This window comes from Vibrio rubrogenes, assembly GCF_059641415.1.
On sequence record NZ_JCARSY010000019.1, the window covers coordinates 1 to 24,381 of the forward strand.

General features: G+C 43.4%; 17 protein-coding genes. 4 read left to right on the forward strand and 13 right to left on the reverse strand.

The window, feature by feature from the left end; all coding sequences use genetic code 11:
• Positions 1–168 precede the first annotated feature (168 nt).
• Both AC55NX_RS13645 and AC55NX_RS13650 read left to right on the forward strand, forming a co-directional pair.
• The gene (locus AC55NX_RS13645; RefSeq protein ID WP_496996246.1) at positions 169–867 is read left to right on the forward strand and encodes a hypothetical protein; all 699 of its coding nucleotides are present in this window, start codon (positions 169–171) and stop codon (positions 865–867) included.
• Between the two features lie 219 nt (positions 868–1,086).
• Positions 1,087–1,398 carry a hypothetical protein gene (locus AC55NX_RS13650; protein ID WP_496996299.1) on the forward strand — a complete coding sequence of 104 codons (312 nt, stop codon included), beginning with the start codon at positions 1,087–1,089 and terminating at the stop codon, positions 1,396–1,398.
• 195 nt (positions 1,399–1,593) lie between these two features.
• Here the strand turns inward: AC55NX_RS13650 and AC55NX_RS13655 are convergent, their stop codons facing one another.
• The 3 genes from AC55NX_RS13655 to matP form a co-directional block, all read right to left on the reverse strand.
• Entirely contained in the window at positions 1,594–3,483 is a 1,890-nt protein-coding gene (locus AC55NX_RS13655) for a sensor domain-containing diguanylate cyclase (RefSeq protein WP_496996247.1), read from the reverse strand.
• Between the two features lie 85 nt (positions 3,484–3,568).
• The gene (locus AC55NX_RS13660; protein WP_496996248.1) at positions 3,569–3,886 is read right to left on the reverse strand and encodes a DUF3634 family protein; all 318 of its coding nucleotides are present in this window, start codon (positions 3,884–3,886) and stop codon (positions 3,569–3,571) included.
• Between the two features lie 15 nt (positions 3,887–3,901).
• Entirely contained in the window at positions 3,902–4,351 is a 450-nt protein-coding gene (gene matP, locus AC55NX_RS13665; RefSeq protein WP_496996249.1) for a macrodomain Ter protein MatP, read from the reverse strand.
• Positions 4,352–4,516: 165 nt separating this feature from the next.
• Between matP and AC55NX_RS13670 the strand changes: the two genes are divergently transcribed.
• A complete protein-coding gene (locus AC55NX_RS13670; RefSeq protein ID WP_496996250.1) occupies positions 4,517–6,208 on the forward strand; it encodes a S16 family serine protease in 1,692 nt (563 codons plus the stop codon).
• Between the two features lie 65 nt (positions 6,209–6,273).
• The gene (fabA, locus tag AC55NX_RS13675; protein ID WP_496996251.1) at positions 6,274–6,792 is read left to right on the forward strand and encodes a bifunctional 3-hydroxydecanoyl-ACP dehydratase/trans-2-decenoyl-ACP isomerase; all 519 of its coding nucleotides are present in this window, start codon (positions 6,274–6,276) and stop codon (positions 6,790–6,792) included.
• A 133-nt stretch (positions 6,793–6,925) separates the two neighbouring features.
• On the opposite strand, the gene rmf is transcribed toward fabA, so the two are convergent.
• From rmf to AC55NX_RS13725, 10 genes are all read right to left on the reverse strand, one after another.
• A complete protein-coding gene (gene rmf / locus AC55NX_RS13680; RefSeq protein WP_059122701.1) occupies positions 6,926–7,099 on the reverse strand; it encodes a ribosome modulation factor in 174 nt (57 codons plus the stop codon).
• A 172-nt stretch (positions 7,100–7,271) separates the two neighbouring features.
• Positions 7,272–8,957, reverse strand: a complete 1,686-nt coding sequence (locus AC55NX_RS13685) for a DUF3466 family protein (RefSeq protein ID WP_496996252.1) — start codon at positions 8,955–8,957, stop codon at positions 7,272–7,274.
• 2 nt (positions 8,958–8,959) lie between these two features.
• Positions 8,960–10,906: an ABC transporter ATP-binding protein gene (locus tag AC55NX_RS13690; protein WP_496996253.1), complete on the reverse strand. Its 1,947-nt coding sequence runs from the start codon at positions 10,904–10,906 to the stop codon at positions 8,960–8,962.
• 232 nt (positions 10,907–11,138) lie between these two features.
• On the reverse strand, positions 11,139–13,268 hold the full coding sequence (gene rlmKL / locus AC55NX_RS13695; protein WP_496996254.1) for a bifunctional 23S rRNA (guanine(2069)-N(7))-methyltransferase RlmK/23S rRNA (guanine(2445)-N(2))-methyltransferase RlmL: 2,130 nt from the start codon (positions 13,266–13,268) through the stop codon (positions 11,139–11,141).
• A gap of 427 nt (positions 13,269–13,695) precedes the next feature.
• Positions 13,696–14,232 carry a cell division protein ZapC gene (locus AC55NX_RS13700; protein WP_496996255.1) on the reverse strand — a complete coding sequence of 179 codons (537 nt, stop codon included), beginning with the start codon at positions 14,230–14,232 and terminating at the stop codon, positions 13,696–13,698.
• Between the two features lie 179 nt (positions 14,233–14,411).
• The gene (gene pyrD / locus AC55NX_RS13705) at positions 14,412–15,422 is read right to left on the reverse strand and encodes a quinone-dependent dihydroorotate dehydrogenase (RefSeq protein WP_496996256.1); all 1,011 of its coding nucleotides are present in this window, start codon (positions 15,420–15,422) and stop codon (positions 14,412–14,414) included.
• A gap of 46 nt (positions 15,423–15,468) precedes the next feature.
• The gene (locus tag AC55NX_RS13710; RefSeq protein WP_496996257.1) at positions 15,469–20,316 is read right to left on the reverse strand and encodes an NAD-glutamate dehydrogenase; all 4,848 of its coding nucleotides are present in this window, start codon (positions 20,314–20,316) and stop codon (positions 15,469–15,471) included.
• 152 nt (positions 20,317–20,468) lie between these two features.
• Positions 20,469–20,687, reverse strand: a complete 219-nt coding sequence (locus AC55NX_RS13715) for a DUF2835 domain-containing protein (protein WP_496996300.1) — start codon at positions 20,685–20,687, stop codon at positions 20,469–20,471.
• A 77-nt stretch (positions 20,688–20,764) separates the two neighbouring features.
• Positions 20,765–23,368 carry an aminopeptidase N gene (gene pepN / locus AC55NX_RS13720; RefSeq protein WP_496996258.1) on the reverse strand — a complete coding sequence of 868 codons (2,604 nt, stop codon included), beginning with the start codon at positions 23,366–23,368 and terminating at the stop codon, positions 20,765–20,767.
• 217 nt (positions 23,369–23,585) lie between these two features.
• A complete protein-coding gene (locus tag AC55NX_RS13725; RefSeq protein ID WP_496996301.1) occupies positions 23,586–24,245 on the reverse strand; it encodes a hypothetical protein in 660 nt (219 codons plus the stop codon).
• Positions 24,246–24,381: the final 136 nt, after the last annotated feature.

The window sequence follows — 24,381 nt, forward strand, 5'->3', positions numbered from 1 at the left end:
AGCGGCGGCAGTAAAGCCAGCTCGCATGGAAAGTGAAGTTAGCGGTCGTATGGTTAGTGACGTATTAGCCTCAAGCGGCTTTGTGTCTGCGACATTCGTTAAGTAGGTAATAAATATGTGCCTAGTTCTTGCTTGTAACTAGGCACATATTATAAAGGTGGTGATGGAATGCGAGTAAATAAAAAACAAGAGTTCATGCAGAATGGTGTTGTAAAGCTAAAATTCTCACACAATGCTTTGTCTCCGTTACGTCAACTCTACTATAACTTAAGAGAAAACAATTTCGAGCCAGGAGAAGATATCGGAATCAAACTACATGATGACTCTGTGGTTAGTAAAGACGGAATACGAATGCGTTGGTTTTTTGCAAAATCAGAACGTGCCATAAAGGTTTTTCGTGATGTTATTGATGGATGTGAACTATCTTTATGCCGTCAACTCACAGATGTTAACATGAAAAACATGCGGGTTGTGCAAGCAAATATAATAGAAGTAAAAGGGAGTTATCCTACAGGTCGTTGGCACTCAGATATGGTTGATCATGGATTAAGTAAAAACCAAAGTATAACAATGCTTACCCCACTGTTTACTTTAAAAGATCATATCGGAGGATTAGAAACAACAACAGTAGCGCGAGAAGCGATGAATTATGACGATGGTGCTGTTGTTCACAAGTATGTAGATGGTGAAGCCATTGCATTTGATGGTACTGCGACAATTCACAGAACGGCGAAATACGTTGCGGATAAAGACGATATTCGTTTGTTGGTATGTTGGCAGCTAGCTGATTCATCTGATGATATGCATGAAGTTTTGCATCGAATTGGAGATAGAAATGGTGATCCGATGTTCATGAGTAAACATTAATTGTTCACAGCGAGACTGTTCATTATTCTGTGTCACGCCCACTTTTATAAATCCAGGTATGGAGTGAGTCGGCCTTCAAAGTGGATGCTGAGCTGAGACAGTGTCAGGTTCCAGTTCTGCACCGGATGCGTCCACTTTTCACTGGCTTTTAACATACACGGTCTTCGAGTACATTGAGGTTGATTATAATCGGACGAGAAGGCACAGTACTCACATGGTCTGTCAAACGCCATTCTGCTGCCATATATCATTGATTTCAACAGACAGTACACCACCAAATATCAGTTGGCAGAAAGCATTCTCGGCATTGACAATCTGGCACAAACAGTCAGAGAGCTGAACAAAGCTCTAAATATTCCATCCTGTTTTAAAGATTGCGATGAGGTCGATTTCAGCGAAGAGAAATTCATTCGTGTACTGGAAAGGATGAGCGAACGAGCCTACGGTGATCCATGCTCACTGACCAATCCAGGCAAGCCAACCGTTGAAGATGTGAAAAATCTATACCGTAAGAGTTATTACGGAGAATAAAATTCAATCATTCAAATATAAAACGAGTGCGGTCATGACCGTGCTCGTTTTTATCATTTAGGAATCCTCCCTGAAGACAATAGCAGCGACATCTTTATCAAACCTGACGGAGCACAAGAAACAAGCTATAGGGGAGCAACCACTAAATAGAATGCACTGCATTGATTGTATTTAACATAACGTACATAATGCGCACTAATATTTCAACAGTTCAGTACTGGGAATCTTATCTGTTTCTTGTGCGTTTGATAACAATTGAGGTTGCTCACTGTTCAAACGCCCGACAACCTGACAACGTCCGCGATTTTTGGCTTCATACAATCCTTGATCGGCTTCATTCAATAACTCAGCGACCGAGTCTTTTCCTAGCGATGAGCTGACGCCCAAACTAATGGTCACTTGCCCAGTCTGCCTGAAACGATGTTGAGCAACAATATTGCAAAGTTTATTGGCCATATGAAACGCTGTAAAATAGTCAGATTGAGGACAGATGACAACAAACTCCTCACCACCCCAACGGCCAATTTCATTCGGCTTATTCAAAGATTGTTGCAGCAGACGGGTTATTTCAATCAAAGTATTGTCACCAACCAAATGCCCATATTCATCATTGATAGCTTTAAAATAATCGATATCGATTAGAATAATGGAAAATTCACCCCCTGATTTTTCTGACTGATCGAGACATTTTCTCATTAACTCATCGAGTTTCATCCTGTTATAAATACCGGTTAATGGATCTCTCTCTGCCATTCGTTCCACTTGCTTGCGATCAGTCCTATCGGTAAAAATAGCCATATATCCCGTCAGATTCTGGAGTTTATCAAATCTCGGTATAATCGATGTATGTAACCACAATTCCTCACCATCACGTGTCTGGCTGTGAAGCTCTCCTTGCCACTGTTTGCCGGGTAACAGTGTTCTAAACATTGAAAAAGAGACTTGATTCACCACAAGCGGATCGCTGAGTATCCCGTAAGATTGTCCGAGTAACTCATTTTTTGCATAACCCGTTAATTTTAAAAAAGCGTCATTGCAGCGCTGAATTCGACCTTGTTTATCAGTGAAAATGACAGGTATATATTGATCAATGATATTCAGGCTGGTCTGATTTTCTACAGATAGTCGATTTAACATAATTTTACGACGAACGGAGTGCCATACGATCAAAGTCCCGAGCGGTACCGAAAAAGCAGTCACAGCCATTACAGCAATGAATAACAGGTTCCTATCGCTATCGGTGTGATAAGACTTTTCACCTCTCATTCTGTATGCCAGAGTCAACTCATCATGATTAGGGATCAGGTGGGATAGACTAAATGTAGAAAATCCGGAGGCTTTCCACATCGCCAAAGAAGTTGGCAGAGACATATGATGAACTTGCTGATAACCAGCCTTCCAATTATTTGAGCTTTGATTCGTATATAAAATCTGACCGTGTTTATCCAGTAAGTAAATATCTGACTCTGGCTGAAAAAAGAGGTGCTGCAAAAATTCAGTCATATCGAGGTTTACAATAAGCGCACCGATCAATCGTCCTTGCATGAAAATAGGCAAACCAGCCTGAAGCATTAACTTTTGCGCCCTGATGAATCTTGATTGCTGTGTTATCTGAGAAAACCAAATATCATTCGATTTGGCTTTACGCAATTGCTGTATATGAGGAAAAATCGGTTCCTGATCAGGCGATAAAAATTCGATTTGAGTGTTGAGCGCAACCGACTTAACAAAACGAATCAATGAGTTTCCGTTTTTGTTCAGAATATCCAGTTGTTCAATTGCAGGAAAATTCTGCGTAAGCTGCTGAATCATCGCACGAAGAAACTGTTGATGACTGGGCTGAGAATGAGTGAGGTAATCATGTACAACCTCACTCTTTTGCATCGGCTGGAGCGAGTTTTTTACGAGTCTCACATAAAGTTCAGAATATTGTTCAGCGCTGGAAAAGAAAAACTGCGCATGATTTTCAACAATGGTATCTCTTTGATTCTGAAATTTAATCAAAATGAAGGACATTGAGGCCATCGAGATAATGACCCCAGAAATGAAGTAAATGTACTTCGTATATGTTTTTGACAGGACCATGACATTGTTCTTATTCCTTTACTTAAGCAATATAAAATCTAGCTCATAATCAAGGAATTGCAAACAGAGGTCTGGTTTATCGTGTCTAGCGTTTATTTTTTTGAGTGATACCTGATTTTTTCAGACCACTGAACGGAAAAACATTGCGAATTTGCTGCTGAACCCCCTTCGGTACCGATGGAGAAAATTTGAGGCGAATCCCTTCTCGACGCTGGTAGGCTTTCAGATATCCATCAAATGGAGAATGATGGCCAATTTCAGTCAGATTGTGTTTTAACGTCACTGGCAAATGCCCTTTGACTTTAACCAACTGACCTTTTTTAAAATGAACGTACAACACGGGCCGATCGAGGACAAGCAACCAGAAAATCACAACAGCAGCAATGATTATGACGTACATCATTAGATAATTCCTTGATTATTCGGATAATAATCGATTTAAATCTTCTTTCAGGGAGCTCATTTTCTGACTCGCTTTTTCAGTTTTAGAGGCTTCGCTGAGTAAATATTCAATCGCTTCAGATAAGGTGCATCCTAATTCATTCGCACGAAAAGCCAGTTTTTCCCAGACGCGATAATCCAAATCAATTGACTTTTTTCGGGTATGAATCTGTTCAGCATTATAATGTCTTTTCCGTTTTGCCCGAATTGCCTGTTTCAGCTTGTTATCCAATTCGGGAGACATATGTTGTTCGATCCACTCCAAGACATGGATGGGCTCATGTTCAATCTGACTGAGTAATGCAATGGCATGCTCAATCTCACTGTTATCGATATAGCGAGTAATCTGAACTCCCTCTTTATATCGGTGCATGAGGTATTGCCATTTCCATCCACATTCCAGATTTTCAAGTTGCTGGTATTTCATTTGGGATAACCTATTGTCTTACGCAGAATAAGCTTAGATGCAGTGACAGCGTAACCCATCATATGAATATCTGCAAATAGATCATCGATCAATGAGACGGGAATCTGTTTTCCAGGTGACTTTTTCTATATAATCTTTCATCTTTTAATTCATATCGAATATGCAATGACAAATGATATATGGCGCTTTGTAACGCCTCAGTTTGACGACTACAGCACTCAATTCGCACAATACCCATCCATTCAACCTGCTGATTTTATGTCAACCCAGCCTCGACTCCAATCGACATTACGTCGTTTTACCGAGCTGACCGGACTGAGCCGCTTATTGATTATTCATGCACCGGACAATTCAGTTTACCGCCATATCATTCAGAATAGTCTCTCGGCCCTACTTCCAGAAAATGTCCCCGTGATTACCAGTGAGTCTCTGGAAAAAACAGATCTTTTCACCACGATCAAAGCTGATAACGGGCATCTTGTCAGCGAAGTTTCCGGTCTGCTCGATAAAGCGGATGGGGGCTACCTGATTATCTCGCCTAACTGGCTGATCAAAAATGCGGATAGCTGGCCGATTCTGAAAAGTGTTTTGCTTGGTGAAGAAGTTTCGGCATTGAATTGTGATGAAAGATCACCACTCCAGTATGAATGGGCGAAACGTTACGATATTAAACTAATTTTATCTGGCGATCGCGAACAGCTGGCAACGGTCGATTATATTGATGACGATATCCGGAGCGGTTTATCTCTTTACACAGAGATTGAGCTGGAGATGAGAATTGAGTCGGACAATCTTACGCACTATTTCGCTTATTTGAAATGGTTGTTGCAGACTTACCGTTATCCGGCTCTGTCTGAAGACGCGGTTAAGTTACTGTTGACGGCAGGCGTCCGTTATCAAACCGAAGACCAGCAATATATTCCCCTGTGTTTATTCTGGCACCGTACTTTGCTGGAAGAAGCAGCAATTGAAGCTGGCAATAGTACGATTGAGTCTGACCATATTCAATCTGCGTTAGATAAACGCTATTATCGCGAAAGTTATCTGCCGGAACGAGCACTGAGTGATATTATCAATGGTCAGGTATTGATTGAGACACAGGGAAAACAAGTCGGTCAGGTTAATGGGTTAACTGTGATTGATATTGCCGGACACCCCGTTTCTTACGGAGAACCGGCTCGTATTTCATGTGTCGTTCACTTTGGTGACGGGGATATCAGTGACGTCGAGCGTAAAGTTGAGCTAGGTGGTAACCTTCACGCCAAGGGCATGATGATTATGCAGGCATTTGTCAGTAGTGCGCTGGAATTGAATGCGCCACTGCCCTATTCTGCATCGATCGTATTTGAGCAATCATACAGTGAGGTCGATGGTGACAGCGCTTCTTTGGCTGAAGTCTGTTCACTGGTTAGTGCATTGTCAAATATCGCTATTGATCAACAGATTGCAGTGACTGGCGCGGTGGATCAATTTGGCCGGGTTCAGGCTGTCGGCGGTTTAAATGAGAAAATAGAAGGTTTTTACCATGTCTGTTGCCATCAAGGACTAACAGGTAAGCAAGGTGTTATTCTCCCTAAAACCAATTTAAGGAATTTGGCACTTCACCATACTCTGGTGAGTAGTATACAAGCTGGAGAGTTCCACATCTGGCCAGTATCAACCGTTAATGAAGCGATTCCTATCCTCATGGGGAAACCCTTTCGCCGGAAAGATACAGACGCTGTCCTAGATAAGGATAGCGTCTTTGAAAAAAATAGTGTTCTTGAAAAAATAGCTGAAAGAATTGAATTATTCGAGCGTGAAGAAAATCCGGAAAATTTGTGGGAAAAGCTCAAAAATAGACTGAATTTTTACTGATCGGAGTTGTTTCACATACACCGCTTCACTAACATGCTCGCTGTTGATATTTGGAGTAATAAATAATGCAAAATAAACGTGAATCTTATAATCGTGACGACCTTCTGGCATCAAGCAGAGGCGAACTCTTTGGGCCAGGATATCCACAATTACCAGCTCCCAATATGTTAATGATGGATCGTGTCACCAAGATGTCCGAAACAGAAGGTGAATTTGGTAAAGGTTTGATTCTGGCTGAGCTTGATATTACTCCTGAACTATGGTTTTTCGACTGCCATTTCCCTGGTGACCCAGTAATGCCCGGATGTCTCGGACTTGATGCGATGTGGCAGTTGGTCGGCTTCTTCCTAGGCTGGGTTGGCGGCAAAGGTAAAGGCAGAGCTTTAGGTGTCGGTGAAGTGAAATTTACCGGTCAGATTCTGCCAACGGCTAAAAAAGTTACTTACGAAATTAACATGAAACGTGTCGTCAACCGCAAACTGGTCATGGGGGTTGCAGATGGCCGGGTTTTAGTGGACGGTAAAGAAATTTATGTAGCCAAAGACCTGAAAGTTGGTCTGTTTCAAGATACATCAACTTTCTAATTGCTATTTTATATAAGCGGTTCGTGAACGGACCGTTTTTTGTTTAGATAAAAAATTAGTTATAGTGCATTAGACATATACAATAAAGCCCCTGTTTAAAGGGGCTATTTCTCAGTGTATGTGGAATGTTTCGTTATTTATAGAGACCTGAATTCTTATCATCTCTGGCTTCACGCCAACCGCCCATCCAATAGGAGCGAACATCCATCTGTTGGTAAGGGCACTCTTCAGCAGAACGACCATTTAACCCCGCTTTGTAGCCTTGAGACTGTGCTCTTCCCAGACGATCTCGCTTTTGTCTCTTCATAGTAAAGTCCTCATACATTAACGATTCATTAACTGATAACTGTTACAACGATGTGGCTTTTTTATGACCACACCTCTAAGAATCGCTCAATTAAGAATCAGACTCAAGCATAAAAAGAGGTCAGAATGCGTGCAAATCCAAATCTGTGACTCATTCCGATTATTGACAAAACTCATCGCTTCCGACGGAACAAAAGCAGAGCCAGTAGTGTCAAACCTGCGCTACCCAAAGTACCACCACTTCGCTTAACTGTGCTTGATTCCTGTCCTCTGGCACTAATATCACTGCTGGTTGCATTTTCGATCGGTATCAATTTCACCGCAACCGTTGTTTCTGTCTGTTCGCCATTACCACATGTCGCATTATGAGCTGTAGAATCATATCCGCCACTACACTTAATCGCAGTAGCAGCAATCACGCCCGCATCATTAATATCTGATGCATTGAGAATACGATACTGGTTGTTATTGGAAGAAAAATCACCACCATTGGTCAAATCATCCAGTAACCAAGGGCTGTTGTCGAAAATACCCATTCGTGTGGTGTTACTACCAGTTGTATCATACGGATAGATAAAAGCTCGCTTCCGTCGAGGCTTACCATCATTTTCACGACTTGATTCCGTATCGACCTGACCAACAATTTCATTAAAGTTATTGATAGCATTGGCGTGGCCACCTGCATCGGAAAACGAAATATTGTCAGAGATAAATATCGCTGACGGTGATGCAGCACTGACATCCGGCACAACAAAAAACCGATTTGCAGCTGCGCCACCTGATGGCCGGCTTCCCGCTCGTTTCGCTTCCCCAATGGCAACCAGATTATCGTTAACGGCAGTCAAAACGGTATTGCTATAGACTCGATCATCGCCCGATTTGGTCTGTGCGTCATTAATCTCGGTCGAAGTCCAGTTTGATGCTGTTGCATAATCACCACTTGCAACTTTAAAGATCGTTGCATTCATGAAATTATTGTCGCTGTCATAAGTATTGTAACCAACCCCGTAGATGGTCCCACTCTTGACAACAAAATCACGCATACTGCCTTGGGCCAGTCGCTCATCCTTTTCCTGACTCACACCGGATTCCCAGTTAATTTTGACCACAACCCCATCGCTGCCCCAAATCGCAGCATTAGAACTGTAATAGTCCCCAAAAGAGTTGGTAATATTATCTGACACACTACCAACGGTGAAAGTGTCGTTCGTTTTCCAAGCCCGGGATTTATCAAATGTTCCCGTTGGTGTCACATCTGCTTTTGCTGTCACGGTCTGGCGGTTATCGCCAGTCGAAAGTTGAATACCTATTGGACTAGAACTGTCTGTTAAACTATTGATCACGGTATTTTGGCTACTAAAAGAATCGCCTCCTTCAACGAAAGCAGTCGCGTTAACAGTCGTATCTCCGGTCAGTTCGCGTTGCCACTCCACCCAATGGACTTCGCCCCAGGCATCACAAGTTGAGTAGAGCAACTCATTCGAACAATAATTCTTCAGATCATTCTCCGTCTGAGCATAAGAGAAAGAATTATCCATCCCGAATGGTGCTTCTTCTCGATAGCTAATCCCGTCAACCGCTTGACCGGCCATTGTTTTCTGAATCCGAGTTTCTCCGGCAAGCGTAAAACTAGAACAAGCCGTACCACCTATCGAACTTGCGAGAAAACAGCTATTGAAATTGGTAGCTGAATCACTATCATCCGTGGAAGGTTGAATCGCGACACCAAAGGCACTTTGATAACTATCTGAAGAAACAGGTGGAGTTACTTCAACTACTTGATAAAGGGCAGCATGCGTCTGTGTTGCTGCAAATACAGAAAAGGCTAAGAGCGATATATTTGTCTTGATTGGTGTCATTATTATTTACTGTCCTGTTGTAATGATTCAAGCTCTTCCCATCGATTAAATGCCTGCTCAAGCTCTGCTTCTGCAGCATCCAATCGTTCTAAAATGGGTTGAGTCTGTTCCACTCCCTGCGAAAAAAAGTCAGCGTCATTAACTTGTGCCTGAAGTGTCGCTATCTCTTGTTCCAGAGCTTCAAGCTGTTCCGGAAGCGACTCAAGTTCACGTTGCTGCTTGTAAGATAACTTTTTACCTTTACTAACCTTCGCAGGTGGATTTATTTTTACTGAAGACCCCGAAGCTTGTGCCGGAGATAAATCCAGCTCTGACGTTTGGCGCTTCATCACTTCACTTCTGGCGGCGAATACTTGCTTGCGCTGTTGCTGAGCATCATGATATCCGCCGACAAACTCTTCAATCTGGCCATTCCCTTCAAAAATCCAGCTTGTCATCACCGTATTATCAACAAAATGACGATCATGGCTGACCAAAAGCAATGTCCCCTGATAATTGGCAAGTAAATCTTCCAAAAGTTCCAGTGTCTCGATATCTAAATCGTTTGTCGGCTCATCCAGTACCAAAAGATTATTCGGGCGGAGGAATATTCGGGCTAACAATAATCGGTTTTTTTCTCCGCCAGATAACGCTTTTACCGGGGTTCTTGCCCGCTTCGGAGAAAATAGAAAATCTTGTAGATAACTTAAAGCATGACGAGGACGACCACCGACCATGACTTCCTGCTTACCATCAGCCAGATTGTCCATAACCGTCTTTTCAGGATCTAATTTCTCCCGATACTGGTCAAAATAGGCAACTTCCAGTTTAGTACCGCAATGTAAGCGACCATGAGTCGGCTGAATTTGCCCTAATAACAATTTTAACAGAGTACTTTTACCGCAACCATTGGGCCCGATCAAGGCAATTTTGTCTCCCCGCATAACATTAAAGCTAAAATTATCAATAATGCATCGACCGTCAATTTCATACGAAAGATTTTCAGCTTCAAAGACAATTTTCCCGGAGCGAACCGTATCATCAAGTTGTAAGTTCACTTTACCCTGCACATCACGACGCTCTGTGCGCTCTTGACGGAGTTTCTTTAATGCTCTTACCCGCCCTTCATTGCGGGTTCTACGGGCTTTAATCCCTTGACGAATCCAAACTTCTTCCTGAGCCAGCTTTTTATCAAATTCAACATTCTGCAGTTCTTCAACGCGTAACAGCTCTTCTTTTTCAGTCAGATATTGTTCATAACTGGCGGTGAATGAAGCGAGTTGTCCGCGATCCAAATCGACAATCCGAGTCGCCATTGACTGAATAAAACTCCGGTCATGCGAAATAAAGATAATTGAACCTTTGAAATCTTTCAGAAAGCTTTCCAGCCACTCAATTGTCGTGACATCCAAATGGTTGGTCGGTTCGTCAAGTAACAATACGTCAGGTTCACAAACCAGAGCGCGCGCCAGTGCTGCTTTCCGTTGCCAACCACCGGATAGATCCGTCAATAAAGTATGCTCATCGAGATTTAACGAAGCCAAAACATTTTTAATCCGTTCGTCAAAACGCCATCCGCCACTATGATCCAGTTGTTCCTGAATTTGTGCGAGTCGCGTAATATTTTTCTCACTCGGATCACGTTCAACCAACGTCAATAATTCTTGATAGGTTTGAAGCAACTTACCCGTCGCAGCAAGGCCATCGGCAACATACTCAAATACCGTCCCTTCTTGATTTCTGGGCGGATCTTGTTCCAGACGGGAAACCACTACGTCCTGCGTCACGGTCATTTTGCCGTCATCCAGATGAATCTCTCCACAGAGAACTTTCATCAATGTTGATTTACCCGCGCCGTTTCTGCCAACCAGACAGACCCGCTCATTTTCTTGCAGAGAAAAATCAATATGATCCAGCAACGGATGGTCGCCAAATGCCAGATATCCGTTATGAATGCTTATTAATGCCATATGCTTCTAACCAAATCTTGAATGCTGTGAATATAACCGGCCATTTTCATACTCATCTCTGAAAGCTCAGCACTACCCAGATGATAGTTCATGTGACAGCGTCACATGAAATTTGTGCTGATTTTCAGTCATAACCATAGATGACCAACAAAGCAGACTGATTTTCGGTCAGTCTGCTCACGAAATAAAATTATCGAGCTGTATGTTATCGGGAAATGAAGCAAGATATCAATTAATCTGGATCTGCTTCGCAATGACGAATGATCCAACAGTTATGGATTTGCTGATGCCGTTTAAAATCTAAAGGCAATGTTTGTGATGAGATATTCTCCGCAGAGAGCTGCAATGCCGTCATGCCTTCCATATCCATCTTAAACTGCCGTTTATTATTGGAGAACACAATCACACCATCCTTACGCAGAATACGTTTTAGATGTTGCATGACATGGATATGATCGCGTTGAACATCAAATGTACCCGCCATTCGTTTCGAATTCGAGAATGTCGGTGGGTCAATAAAAATTAAATCATACTGCCCTTTGGCCTGCTCAAGCCATTGCAGACAATCGCCTTGCTCGTAGCGATGTTGCCGCCCTATCTGCTTATTCAGAGCCATGTTATCTTTCGCCCACTCCAGATAGGTTTTCGACATATCAACCGTTGTGGTTGATTTTGCCCCGCCTAAAGCTGCATGGACCGTCGCCGTACCGGTATAAGCGAACAAATTAAGAAAATCCCGCCCTTTTGCCATTTCTCCCAGACGACGGCGTGTTAAACGGTGATCAAGAAACAGACCGGTATCGAGATAATCATATAAATTAACAATAAACCGGACACCATATTCCTGCACTTGTGAGGTTTTGGCTTTGGTAGACATTCTCTGATACTGCGCATGTCCTTTCTGTTTTTCCCTCACTTTCAGGACAATATGATTCGCATCGACATCCATCACCTGTGTTGTTGCCCGAATCATATCGGTCAGACGTCGTTTGGCTTTCTCCGGTGCAATCGATTTCGGTGCCGCATATTCCTGAATAACAACATGGTCGCCATATACATCAATCGCAGCATTATAGTCCGGAAGATCAGCATCATAGACACGATAACAATCAAGCTGTTCTCGTTTTGCCCATGGGGTAATTTTTGCAATATTTTTGCGTAGACGGTTGGCAAAATCGGCAGCAACTTCCTGAGTTGCCATCTGGCGCTGAGTCGCATCTCGCTCAGCAATGGAATAGAATTTTAAGTGACACGGTAACGAACCGTTTCTCATTTTGAATTGTTTATCGGCTCGCATCCGCAAGCAACTTAATAACTCATCAGAGCTGGAGAGAAACATGGCCTTACATCCGCCAAACTCAGATTTCAGTTGAGCACCTAACGAAGCATACAATGCAATGAGACCAGGCTCTGTCCCCAACCGTTCCCCATAAGGCGGATTAGAAATAACCAAGCCAGACTGAAACGACGCCGGACACTGTAACTTTGCAGCATCCATCGATTGAAATTCGATCAAATCATGTACACCGGCACGACGTGCGTTTTCTTTTGCCAAGTTCAGCATCTTCGGATCATAGTCATAACTATAAATCGGTACGGAGACTTGTTTGAGTCCTTTTTTCGACTGAACACTGGCTTGTGTTTTGACTTGTATCCAAAGCTCCGGCTCATAGTCAGGTAAAGACTGAAATCCCCAGTGAGCCCGATTGATACCGGGGGCTACTCCTGCTGCGATCATCGCTGCTTCAATCACGATCGTACCAGATCCGCACATTGGATCCAGCAACGCAACATCGCCCTGCCAACCACTACGCATGATCATCGCAGCAGCAAGCGTTTCTCTTAAAGGTGCTGCACCGGCTTCGGTTCGGTAACCCCGAATATGCAGACTTCCCCCAACCATGTCGATCCCCATGATTGCTTTTTCTTTATTCAAACGAACATGTACCCGAAGATCCGGACGATCTTTACTGATCGTTGGTCGAGGTAAGTTTCTTTTCGTAAAATGATCAACGATCGCATCTTTTACTTTTACAGCCCCGTACTGACTATTACGGATCGATTGATTGGTCCCGTTGAAATCAACAATAACCGTTCCCGATGGCTGTAAGTAATCACTCCACCGAATCGCTGATGCAGAGAGATAAAGATCCATATCATCCTGACACGAAAACTCTGAGAGAACTCGGATAAAACGTGAAGCGATTCTGCTCCAAAGGCAACAACGATAAATAAGTTCATTGGAGGCGCGGAACCGGACACCGGCCTGAACAACTTGGATGTCACTGACACCTAAGCGGTTCAACTCTTCTGCTAATAAATTCTCAAGTCCGATTGAAGTCGTGGCTAAATACTGATGCATCGATGGTCTTTACTCTGAAAATTGGCCCGCAATTATACCTGACATTCATCGATTTGGGTAAATCAAACCACGGAATTTTTCTTTTTCTGCTCTAAAAACTTTCATTTTTAGCTTCCTTATATATCAATGCATTCCCAGTAAGTGAGTATTTATTCACACCCAAATTGGTCTATACCAGACGGTCATTTACAATGTAAATTAATTACAAAAACAGCTCAAAAGAGGAACTCTTGCATTAAAAAGGTCAGGATTGCAGTGCTTTTCGCTACATTATTGGTGATAAATTTATCGAAATTTATGGATGAATCTCACAGTTGAGATTCTTAGTTTGATGGAATGGCAGTTGATTGCGGGATTTTAAGACAAAAAAAATCGGCCTTTCAGCCGATGGGAAATAAAAAAAGGAACAAAATACGAATGGAAATCACTAGCCAACTAAGGCTACAGGTTGTGAACCAAGGTTCACGTACTCCATACGATCATGCATCACTTTGATAGCCTGACCATATGTGAGTTCTTTACCCGGAGCAAGTGTAAATGCCTCAAGTTCGATGCTGGCGCATAAACTGGCATATTCACCCACTTCCAGAACAATAAAGCGACCAGCGTTCATCCGGTTCTTCAACTGGACGATATCCCCGGTATGTGGGACGGTTTCAGTATTCTGGATATCAAAGAACCAGCTTTTCGGTTGAACCGGTTTATGAAATCTTTTCGCTGCGACACAGTTTAGAATTAATTCAACTTTTCTTGGTTCAGACAAGTCCAGATACGCCACACTCTCTTTAAATACTTGGTAATCACTGGCATCATCAACGGTGAACTGACCAGAAGTAAAAGCACAAGTAACAAGCAGCTTTTTGGGCAAAAGGGTTTTAAAAACCATCTCATTTCCCAAATCGAGCATTAAGTGGCCTTCTTTGTCACAAAAATACCAGTTCCATTTGTCACTCGGTTTCAGCATATTACAACTCTTTTCAATACGGATCATTTATGATACTCGTGCCCTGATAGAGCAGATTTACCAACGAATCAATACCATTCTAAAAGTGAAGTGAGAAAAAAAAAGAGGAAATGAATTCTCATTTCCTCTCGAATATTTCAGGCTGATCTGCACCAAATCAGTTCGATATGGTCAATATGCTATAAATTTTTGACGATCTCTTTTACTAGACCAGGCCCATGGTAAATAAAACCAGTGTAGACCTGCACCAATTTAGCACCAGCCAGCAGTTTTTCTTTAGCTGACACATAGGAATCAATGCCACCAACCCCGATGATCGGAATCTGTTCACCCAATTCCTGATGTAACTTGCGGATCACTTCGGTACTTCTGAGTTGTACAGGACGGCCACTCAAACCACCCGCTTCGTTCGCGTGTTTCATTCCCATCACAATCGAACGATCCAACGTCGTATTGGTTGCAATCACGCCATCGATATTGTTGCGAAGCAAGGACTGACAAATCTGTTCCAGTTCATCATCACTTAAATCCGGTGCAATTTTCAACGCAAGCGGAACATATTTATCATGCAGCTTCGCTAATTCTGTTTGCTTTGCTTTTAATAACGTCAGTAGTTCATCCAACACTTCTCCGTACTGCAACGAACGCAGTCCAGGGGTATTTGGCGATGAGATATTGACAGCAATATATCCGGCATATGGATAGACTTTCTCCATACAGATCAAGTAATCATCAGCCCCTTTTTCTATCGGTGTGTCCTTATTCTTACCAATATTGATCCCCAGCACACCATCATAGTTTGCCTTTTTGACATTTTCGATCAGTTGATCAACACCTTGGTTATTAAATCCCATACGATTGATGATCCCTTCCGCTTCCACCAGCCGGAACAGTCGGGGTTTATCATTCCCGGGTTGTGGCTTTGGTGTGACAGTGCCGACTTCGACAAAACCAAATCCCATCGCACCAAATGCATCGATACATTCTCCGTTTTTATCCAGCCCTGCCGCCAATCCGACCGGATTTTTGAACATTAAGCCCATACATTCGACCGGACGATGCGGTAAATGCTGACGGTAAAGGAGATCGAGAGGTGTGCCGGTGAAACGTTTAAAATTTTGAATTGCAAGATCATGTGCCTTTTCGGCATCCAATTGGAAAAAGCCACTTCTGGCGATACGGTAAAGCATTGTGCCTCCGAAAGAAAAAAGCCCCGTACAAACGGGGCATTATTATTTACTCATTTGCCGCACAATTCAAATTTAATAATGTCAGTTCCCTGAGTGCCACTGAGAATTTGGCAAATTCATGGACAGCACCGACTTTAAATTCATTGAGAATGTTTTCCCACCGTTGCAGAGTTGTCTGGTTCGCTTCGATCCATTGTTCCAATAACTCGACCTCATCAAATGACTCCCCGAGACACCCGCAGGAAAGTACCTGAGATGTTAACTGACGCTGTTGCCAGTCAAGATCTTCTCTGAATGCAGCCCGGGCCAAGGCCTGCCAGTTATTATCAACCGCCTGATGATTGATTTGCTCTAAGAACCAGTGGAGCGATAAACGCACACCGAGATGGAAATAAAGTTTCGCCGTTTGCTGAACCGTAATCCCTTTCTCTCTGGCTACAACACAAATGTCCAATGCAGAATTGAGACTGGAGAGCCGGGAAACATAATGTGCCATATCTTCATCAATACCCTGTCCGATCCAGCGGTTGGCAAGCGCATCGTGATCACTGATTTCTCTGCCAACCAAAGCCTCATTCAGATGCGCCGCAATTTTCTGCACATCATCTTTATAAAGTTCTATCAGTTCATTGACCGATTTTTTACCCATATGATTACGGAGAATCCAACGGGACAAACGTCTTAAAAATCGCCGGACCACCTCCAGCACTTCATACTGTGCAGCTGTGGTGGCCTGATTATCCAGTACCCGGATTTTCTCCATAATATGATCAAGATTATAAATATCCCGGGCAGCACAATAAGCATTGGTAATCTCAACGATTCCGGCCCCGGTTTCATCCTGCAAACGAGAGACAAAATTACAGCCCATTTCATTGACCATCTGATTCGCCAACGCCGTTGCGATGATCTCTATCCGCAATGGGTGCGTCGGAAGTAGTTCAGCATAGTTACGGCGTAACTCAGAAGGGAAGTATTGAATCAACTGCGCAGCATGATAACTGTCACTGGCAATACGTTCATCCGCCAGCTGTTCTTTCAAAACCATTTTCGCGTAAGCAATCAGGACGGAAAGCTCGGGACGAGTCAGCCCCACATCCTGTTTTTCACGTTCCAACAGTGTTTCATCATCAGGCAGGTATTCCAACGTCCGATCCAAAGCGCCACTCTTTTCAAGTGCATGAATAAAACGGAGCTGCTCTTTGACCTGAGATACACCTTGCACTTCCGCCACCGAAATCGACTCAGCCTGCTGATAAGCATCAGCCAGGACAATATCTCCCACTTCATCCTGCATGGATTGCAGTAACTGATTACGCTTCTTCATGGTCAGCTCACCATGCGCAACCAATGTATTGAGGAAGATCTTGATATTGACTTCATTGTCCGAACAATCAACACCACCGACATTATCGACAAAATCAGTGTTGATTCGTCCGCCCTTCAGTGAATATTCGATGCGCCCTAACTGGGTCATTCCGAGGTTACCCCCTTCACCGACAATTTTAGCCTGTAGATCAACGCCATTAATTCTCACAGCATCGTTAGCTCGGTCACCGACATCAGCATCCGTTTCTTGCGTAGCTTTCACATAAGTACCGATTCCGCCATTCCATAGCAAATCAACCTCCATTTTCAGGATTAAGCGGATCAAATCGTTCGGAGCCAGCCGTTTTTGATCCGTTTGCAGCATAGTGCGGACTTCCGGCGACAATGTGATTGACTTCGCCTTACGCGAGAAGATCCCACCACCTTTTGAGATCAACTTATGATCATAATCTTCCCATGATGATCTGGGTAATTTGAATAAACGATCCCGCTCCTGCCAGCTTCGTGCAGGATCCGGATCGGGATCCAAGAAAATATGCAGATGGTTAAACGCTGCCAGCAAACGTGTGTGTTGTGATAACAACATACCGTTTCCGAATACGTCACCGGCCATATCACCAATCCCAATCGCGGTAAATTCAGTGGTTTGACAATCAACCCCTAACTCGCGGAAATGGCGTTTAACTGATTCCCAGCCACCTTTGGCGGTGATGCCCATCGCTTTATGGTCATAACCATTCGAGCCTCCGGATGCAAATGCATCTCCTAGCCAGAAGCTATAGGCTTCAGAAACGGAATTGGCAATATCAGAAAATGTCGCCGTCCCTTTATCTGCCGCAACAACCAGATACGGGTCATCAGGATCATGTCGAACTACATGAACCGGTGGTACAACTTCACCTTCTTGAATATTGTCCGTGATATCCAGTAAGCCCTGAATAAACTGGCGATAACACCGTTGTCCTTCCGCAAAAATTTCATCGCGGCTACTGAACAAATACTGTTTCTTACAGATGAAGCCACCTTTAGCACCGACAGGAACAATCACTGTATTCTTCACTTGCTGAGCTTTCACCAATCCCAGGATTTCGGTACGGTAGTCTTCCAGCCGATCTGACCAGCGCAATCCACCCCGGGCCACTTTACCGCCACGTAAATGGACGCCTTCCACATCCGGCGCATAAACAAAAATCTCGTAAGCTGGTACGGGTGCAGGAATATCAGAGATATCCCGCGGACTCAGTTTCATTGACAACCAAGGTTTCGGCTGCCCTTGCCCATCTATCTGGAAGTAATTGGTCCGTAGCGTGGCCTGAATCATTTCCATGTAGCGACGTAAAATCCGGTCATCATCAAGACTTTCAACATCTTCAAGTTGGGCTGAAAGTTCATTCACCAACTTCTCAAATGCCCGGATACGTTTCTGATCATCCAAAGTCGGATTAAAACGCGCGGTAAACAGACCGACGAGCCCCTTAGCCAACTGAGGATAGTGGTTCAATGTATCTTCAATATATTGTTGGCTGAATGGAAAGCCGACTTGCCGCATATACCGGGCATAAGCTCTCAGGATAGAAACTTCTCTTCCCGTCAGTGAGGCACTCAATACCAAACGGTTAAATCCGTCATTATCGAGTTCTCCTCGCCAAATCGCAGCAAAAGCCTGTTGAAAACGGTCTCTTGATTCGCGAATATCAATCGCCATGTCAGTTTTATGTAGCATGGAGAAATCAAGAATCCAGTACGTCTGCCCGTTGGTTTTATCAACCTCATAAGGAGACTCACCAATCACTCGAAGACCGAGATTTTCGAGCATCGGCATCACGTCGGACAAATGGATCGGTTCATCCCGATGATAGAGTTTCAGTTTGACCACTTTGGAATGACGATCTTCTTCTTGTGGCCGATAGAACAGCATGTCTAATTTATGCGATTCACTTAAGGACTCAAGTCGTTCGATGTCCGCAACAGCCGTACTCGGCATCATGGCTTCTTTATAAGATCGTGGAAAAGATCGCATATACTCTTTCGAAAGCGGTAATCCTTTACTCTCACCTAAATTCGCAACAATGGCTTCAGACAAGCGATCATCCCAACTGGTGGATGCTTCCATCAGGTTCTGCTCTATTCTCTTCACATCAACATCCATATTATTGTTATCAACTCGCACAATATAATGCGTTCGAGCTAACGGACTCTCTGAGAAATATACTGTATAATCAACAGGTTGTTTTGATTCAAAATAATCAGCAAGCACCGCTTGCGTCTTTTTCCTCAGTTCTGTCGTATGTCGATCTCTTGCGACATAAACCATACAACTGAAGAAGCGCCCAAACGGATCTTTGCGAACAAACAGCCGTAACAGATCCCGATCCTGCATCTGAACCACGCCCATACCGACTTCGAGTAACTCTTCTTCATTGGCCTGTAATAGTTCATCCCGTGGATAGTTTTCGAGAATATTGTGCAACGCTTTATACGAATAAGCCCCCTCGCGATAACCACTGGCAGCAAGGATCCGATCAACTTTGTCACGGATCAGCGGAATACTTTCGACAGTTTGGTTATACACCGCTGAAGTGTATAAACCGGTAAAGCGGTGTTCCCCGATCACTTTGCCGTTTTTATCAAACTTTTTGATCCCGATATAGTCGGTATAAGCCGGGCGATGGATCCGGGACTGACCATTACCTTTGGTCATGATCAACAAGAATGGTTTGGTTGCTTCCAAACGTGCAGAATCAGAAAAATCTGAGAGCTTGACACCTCTCACCCGCTTTGAATTAGAAAAAAGTCCCAGTCCGACATCATCGGTCGGTCTCAGTTCCCCACCTTCCGAGGTATCGACCAAATCGTATTCTTTGTAGCCCATGAAGGTAAAATTATGATTGGCTAACCAACGTAAGAACTCGATGGTTTCTGAAAATCGACCTTCATCAACCGGCAGTTGTTTCTTCTGTTTTTCCAACTGCTGAATGACACGATTGAGTTGTTCAACCATCGGTAACCAGTCTCTGACTACCAATGCCGTATCGGCAATCACTCGGATCACTTCATCACGCAAATGTTTTATTTTTTGGCTATCAGTTAATCGGTCAACCTCGATGTGGAACATCGAATGCAACTCCCCCTCACGCTGACCGATTGCAATAATTTTATTATTCTCATCACGCTGAATCTGAGCGGGACCATGCAACATGATATGACAGGCCAGATCAAGACGGTTCAAAACCATTTTGATCGAATCGACTAAAAACGGCGTATCGGGAACAACGACTTCAATAATCGTATGTGTTGATTGCCATCCATGTTTGCTGACCACCGGATTAAAAACTTTGACGGATTGTTCCGTAACTTTAGCTTCATTCAAATGATGCCAAAGACTAATCACCGCACCATAGAGATCGGACTCCGTTCGATCAATCAGGTCATCCTGTGAGACATTATTAAAAAGATGCTGTGCCAACTGCTTGACGACCGAATGTTGCTCAGAATCGAACTTCGATTGAATCAGTTGATATACTTTCTCGACTAAAACTGGCTGTAATGTATCGCGGGAGCCCATAGAAACCTCATCTATTACTGGATTACCTGTTATTTTTATTAGTTTATATGTTCAAGAGAATACTTTTGTAAAAGAAACAACTGAATTGTGAAGTAATTTTAATAAAAATTAACGAATTCGCATCACAAAAGAGAAAATGTGTTGCGCAAATGTCAAATTAATTCAAGACGCTGGAATTTATATTGTGCATCAGTCGTGAGACGGAATCTGCCTTTCAAACCAAACTGAGTCAGATAAGGACGAAAATGTATTGCGGGAAGTTGAAGTGTGAGTCCATTATCCGTTTTCACCACAAGATGACTTGCCGAACCGGAGTAATGTGCAAGGTATTCCTGATAAGGAATATAAAGTGAAAAATAAAAATATTTCATCAGCGAACAATGACCGTAGCAAACGATGACCGTGGCCAAGCCACGGTCTTTCCTCATCTTAACCAATGATAATACAATTAAGCTTCCAGAGCTTTGGTGACTTTTTCATATAAATCTTTTGCTAAGTTATCCATATTGAGTAACGCTTCTAACTCTTGCTTCATCAATTTCTGACGGACTTCGTCATAACGTTTATATTTCAGTAACGGATCAATCAAACGTGAAGCGACTTGTGGGTTGGTCGCATTGAGTTGCTGTAATATTTCACCGGCAAAACGGTAACCGCTACCGGACTTGTCATGAAAACGTGCGGGGTTCTGGTTCAGGAATGAGCCGATCAAACTCCGGATACGATTCGGGTTTTTCAGCGTGAATGCTTCGTGACTCATCGTTTGCTGAATCACCGCTAATGCATCTTCTGCCGGATTGGTTCCTTGTAACGCAAACCATTTATCCATCACCAGACCATCATGTTTCCACTGACGGCTATAGTCAGCCATTAATGTTTCACGACAAGGAAGTTCAGCCTGGTTCGCCGCCGTCATTGCCGCGATTGTATCGGTCATATTGTTGGCATTTTGATATTGCTGACTCACCAACCCATCACCTTGTTCCGTTAATGCTAAATAAGATAAACAGGTATTTCTCAGAGAACGCTGACCAATCGCCGAGTGCTCAATCGTGTACTCATCTTGCTTCAACGAATGATAAAATGCGGAGAATTCATCTTGTAGCTCTTGTGCTAAAGCACTTTTGATCGCTTTCAACACCAGCGAGATGGCATCGACATCAACGGTTTCAAACCAACCTGACACTTCATTATGGTTCGGCAATGCCAACATTTCAGCAATAAATTCATGTTCCAAAGACGGATCAAGTAATACCCCACGAAAAGCATCCATCACCGATGCAGGCAACGTCACTGACTGCCCCTGTTGTACTCGCTCAATATTAGCGCGGATGTACTTAGCGATCAGCATTTGGCCGGCATCCCAGCGAGCAAATTCATTTCTCGCATGTATCATTAAAAATGCCAGTGCTTCATCCTGATAGTCATAAACCAGTTTCACCGGTGCTGAAAATTCTTTCAGCAGTGAAGGAACCGGCTCACTGGTGATCGATTCAAACACAAATGACTGTTCATCTTGGGTGATGTTCAGTACATCCGATACTTTTTTACCGTTACAGCGTAACTCAATGGTATTTCCCGCTGCGTCATAAAGTTCGATAGCGAAAGGAATGTGAAGTGGCTGCTTTTCTTTTTGATCCGCCGTCGGTGGTGTGTGTTGTTTCACTGATAAGGTAAAAGTTTGGGCATCTTGATCATAAACACCGCTCACGCGCAGTTCCGGTGTCCCCGATTGGCTATACCACAAACGGAACTGTTGCAAATTAATACCCGATGCATCTTCCATTGCCGCGACAAAATCTTCACAAGTAGCAGCCGTGCCATCATGTCGTTCGAAGTAGAGTTTCATTCCCTTCTGGAAATTACTCTCACCCAATAAGGTATGAATCATACGAATGACTTCGCTGCCTTTCTCATATACCGTCAAGGTATAGAAATTATTCATCTCAATCACTTGATCCGGACGAATCGGATGTGACATCGGTGAAGCATCTTCGGCAAACTGTGGCCCGCGAATAATACGGACATTATTAATCCGATTCACCGCCCGGGAGCCTAAATCTGAAGAGAACTCTTGATCGCGGAAAACGGTCAACCCTTCTTTCAGGCTAAGCTGAAACCAATCCCGGCATGTGACACGATTCCCCGTCCAGTTATGGAAATACTCATGACCAATCACCGCCTCAATCCCGAGATAATCGGTATCGGTTGCAGTCTGATCATTGGCTAACACGAACTTAGAGTTAAATACATTTAACCCTTTATTCTCCATCGCGCCCATATTAAAGAAATCGACAGCCACAACCATGTAGATATCAAGGTCATATTCCAGCCCGAATCGCTGTTCATCCCATTTCATTGCATTGATGAGCGAACGCATCGCGTGGTGTGCCCGGTCTAAGTTGCCTTTATCAACAAAGATTTCAAGCGCAACATCTCGACCAGATGCGGTTTGATAAGAATCGCGAAGCACATCAAAATCACCGGCTACCAGCGCAAACAAATATGATGGTTTTGGATGCGGGTCTTCCCACCGGACCCAAGATTTCCCCTCATCAGTCGTTCCTTGTGCAACTTTGTTGCCGTTACTGAGCAGATAAGGATAACTCTGTGGTGCAATAATTGTTGTCGTATAACGAGCCAGCACATCAGGCCGGTCAAGATAATAAGTGATTCGGCGGAACCCTTCAGCTTCACATTGTGTGCAGAACGCACCATCAGATAAATATAAACCTTCCAACGCAGTATTTTCTGCCGGATTAATGAGCGTCTCTATTTGTAATTCAAACTGAGTGGGGAGATTGCTCAATTCTAAACCAGCTTCAACAATCTGGTAATCGGTCCACGGTTGCTGGTTGACTTGAACACTCGCCAACTCCATATCTTCCCCATCGAGTATCAACTGATTGCTTTCTTGTAACTGTTTTACCTGAGAAACGGCCACAACGCGGGTTTGATTTTCGTGAAGGTCAAACGTGAGATTGAGATCAGTGATCGTATGAGAAGGCGATTGATAATCTTTACGATATTTGGCTTGAAGCATACTTGCCATCTTGAATCCTTTTGCATTAACGATATAAAACTTTTCCAAAGCATGTGGAAATGATTTTGTCAGAGATATAGAACATCTTTCGCGTCTATAGATAAGGCTACTCTAGGCGATTATTGTGTAATTCTCAATGACCGAGCGAGATTATCTGTAAAGACATGATGGTGTTATCTCGTTGTACGACAATACGATTTCATGTTCACCGACAAGCATCCCGGATTCACTGAACCCGATTTAACACAGCAACCATTGCACCGTTTTCAAAATTGACAGTCAACTGATCAGCACTGACCTGAAAACGGGTATCGTGTTCTCCCTGCTCGTACAATAAAACCAGATGATCGTTTTCGGTATAATAGACCCCACGGTGAACGGATTCATTGCCCTGCTCATCAACAGAACGAATAAAAAATAAGAAATCAGGTTGTAGAATCAACTGGATTTGTGTCACACCGACCACGTTTAACTCTGTCCCCGACAGATGATCACTTTGCCAATAGCCGACCAAAGAACGAGAAAGCGCTTTGAAGAAAGTAACGCCATTTAATATCAATCGATTATGGGTTGTCTGATAGGCATAAATTTGTGGTTCAATACTGTGAGTGCCAAGCATTAACGTATCTTGACTCGCTGCATATCCTCCTTCCCAATATTCAACTGAACTATCACGCTTTTTAATCTGAACGGCAAATGTATAACTGGAACTCAGAGTCAGATGGATGGACATAAAATCCTGATGCGGATCTTCTGGATCTGAATTAACCAGATACCACTCCCCGACCAAAAAAGGAAAATCGAACTGAGTGAGATCGTTCTTGTGACTGGTAGTAAACCCACTACCGGAACACACGAAGCTGAGGATGGCGACATACCATTTCACATTTCGCATCAGACAGACTCCCCACTTTTTTCTTTAAGCTTAGAATCCATATACTGATAAAGCGAACAATTCCATCATTTGCTGACAGATGAAGAAAGACTAAGATTGACAATATAAAAGCTGATAAAAAAGAAAA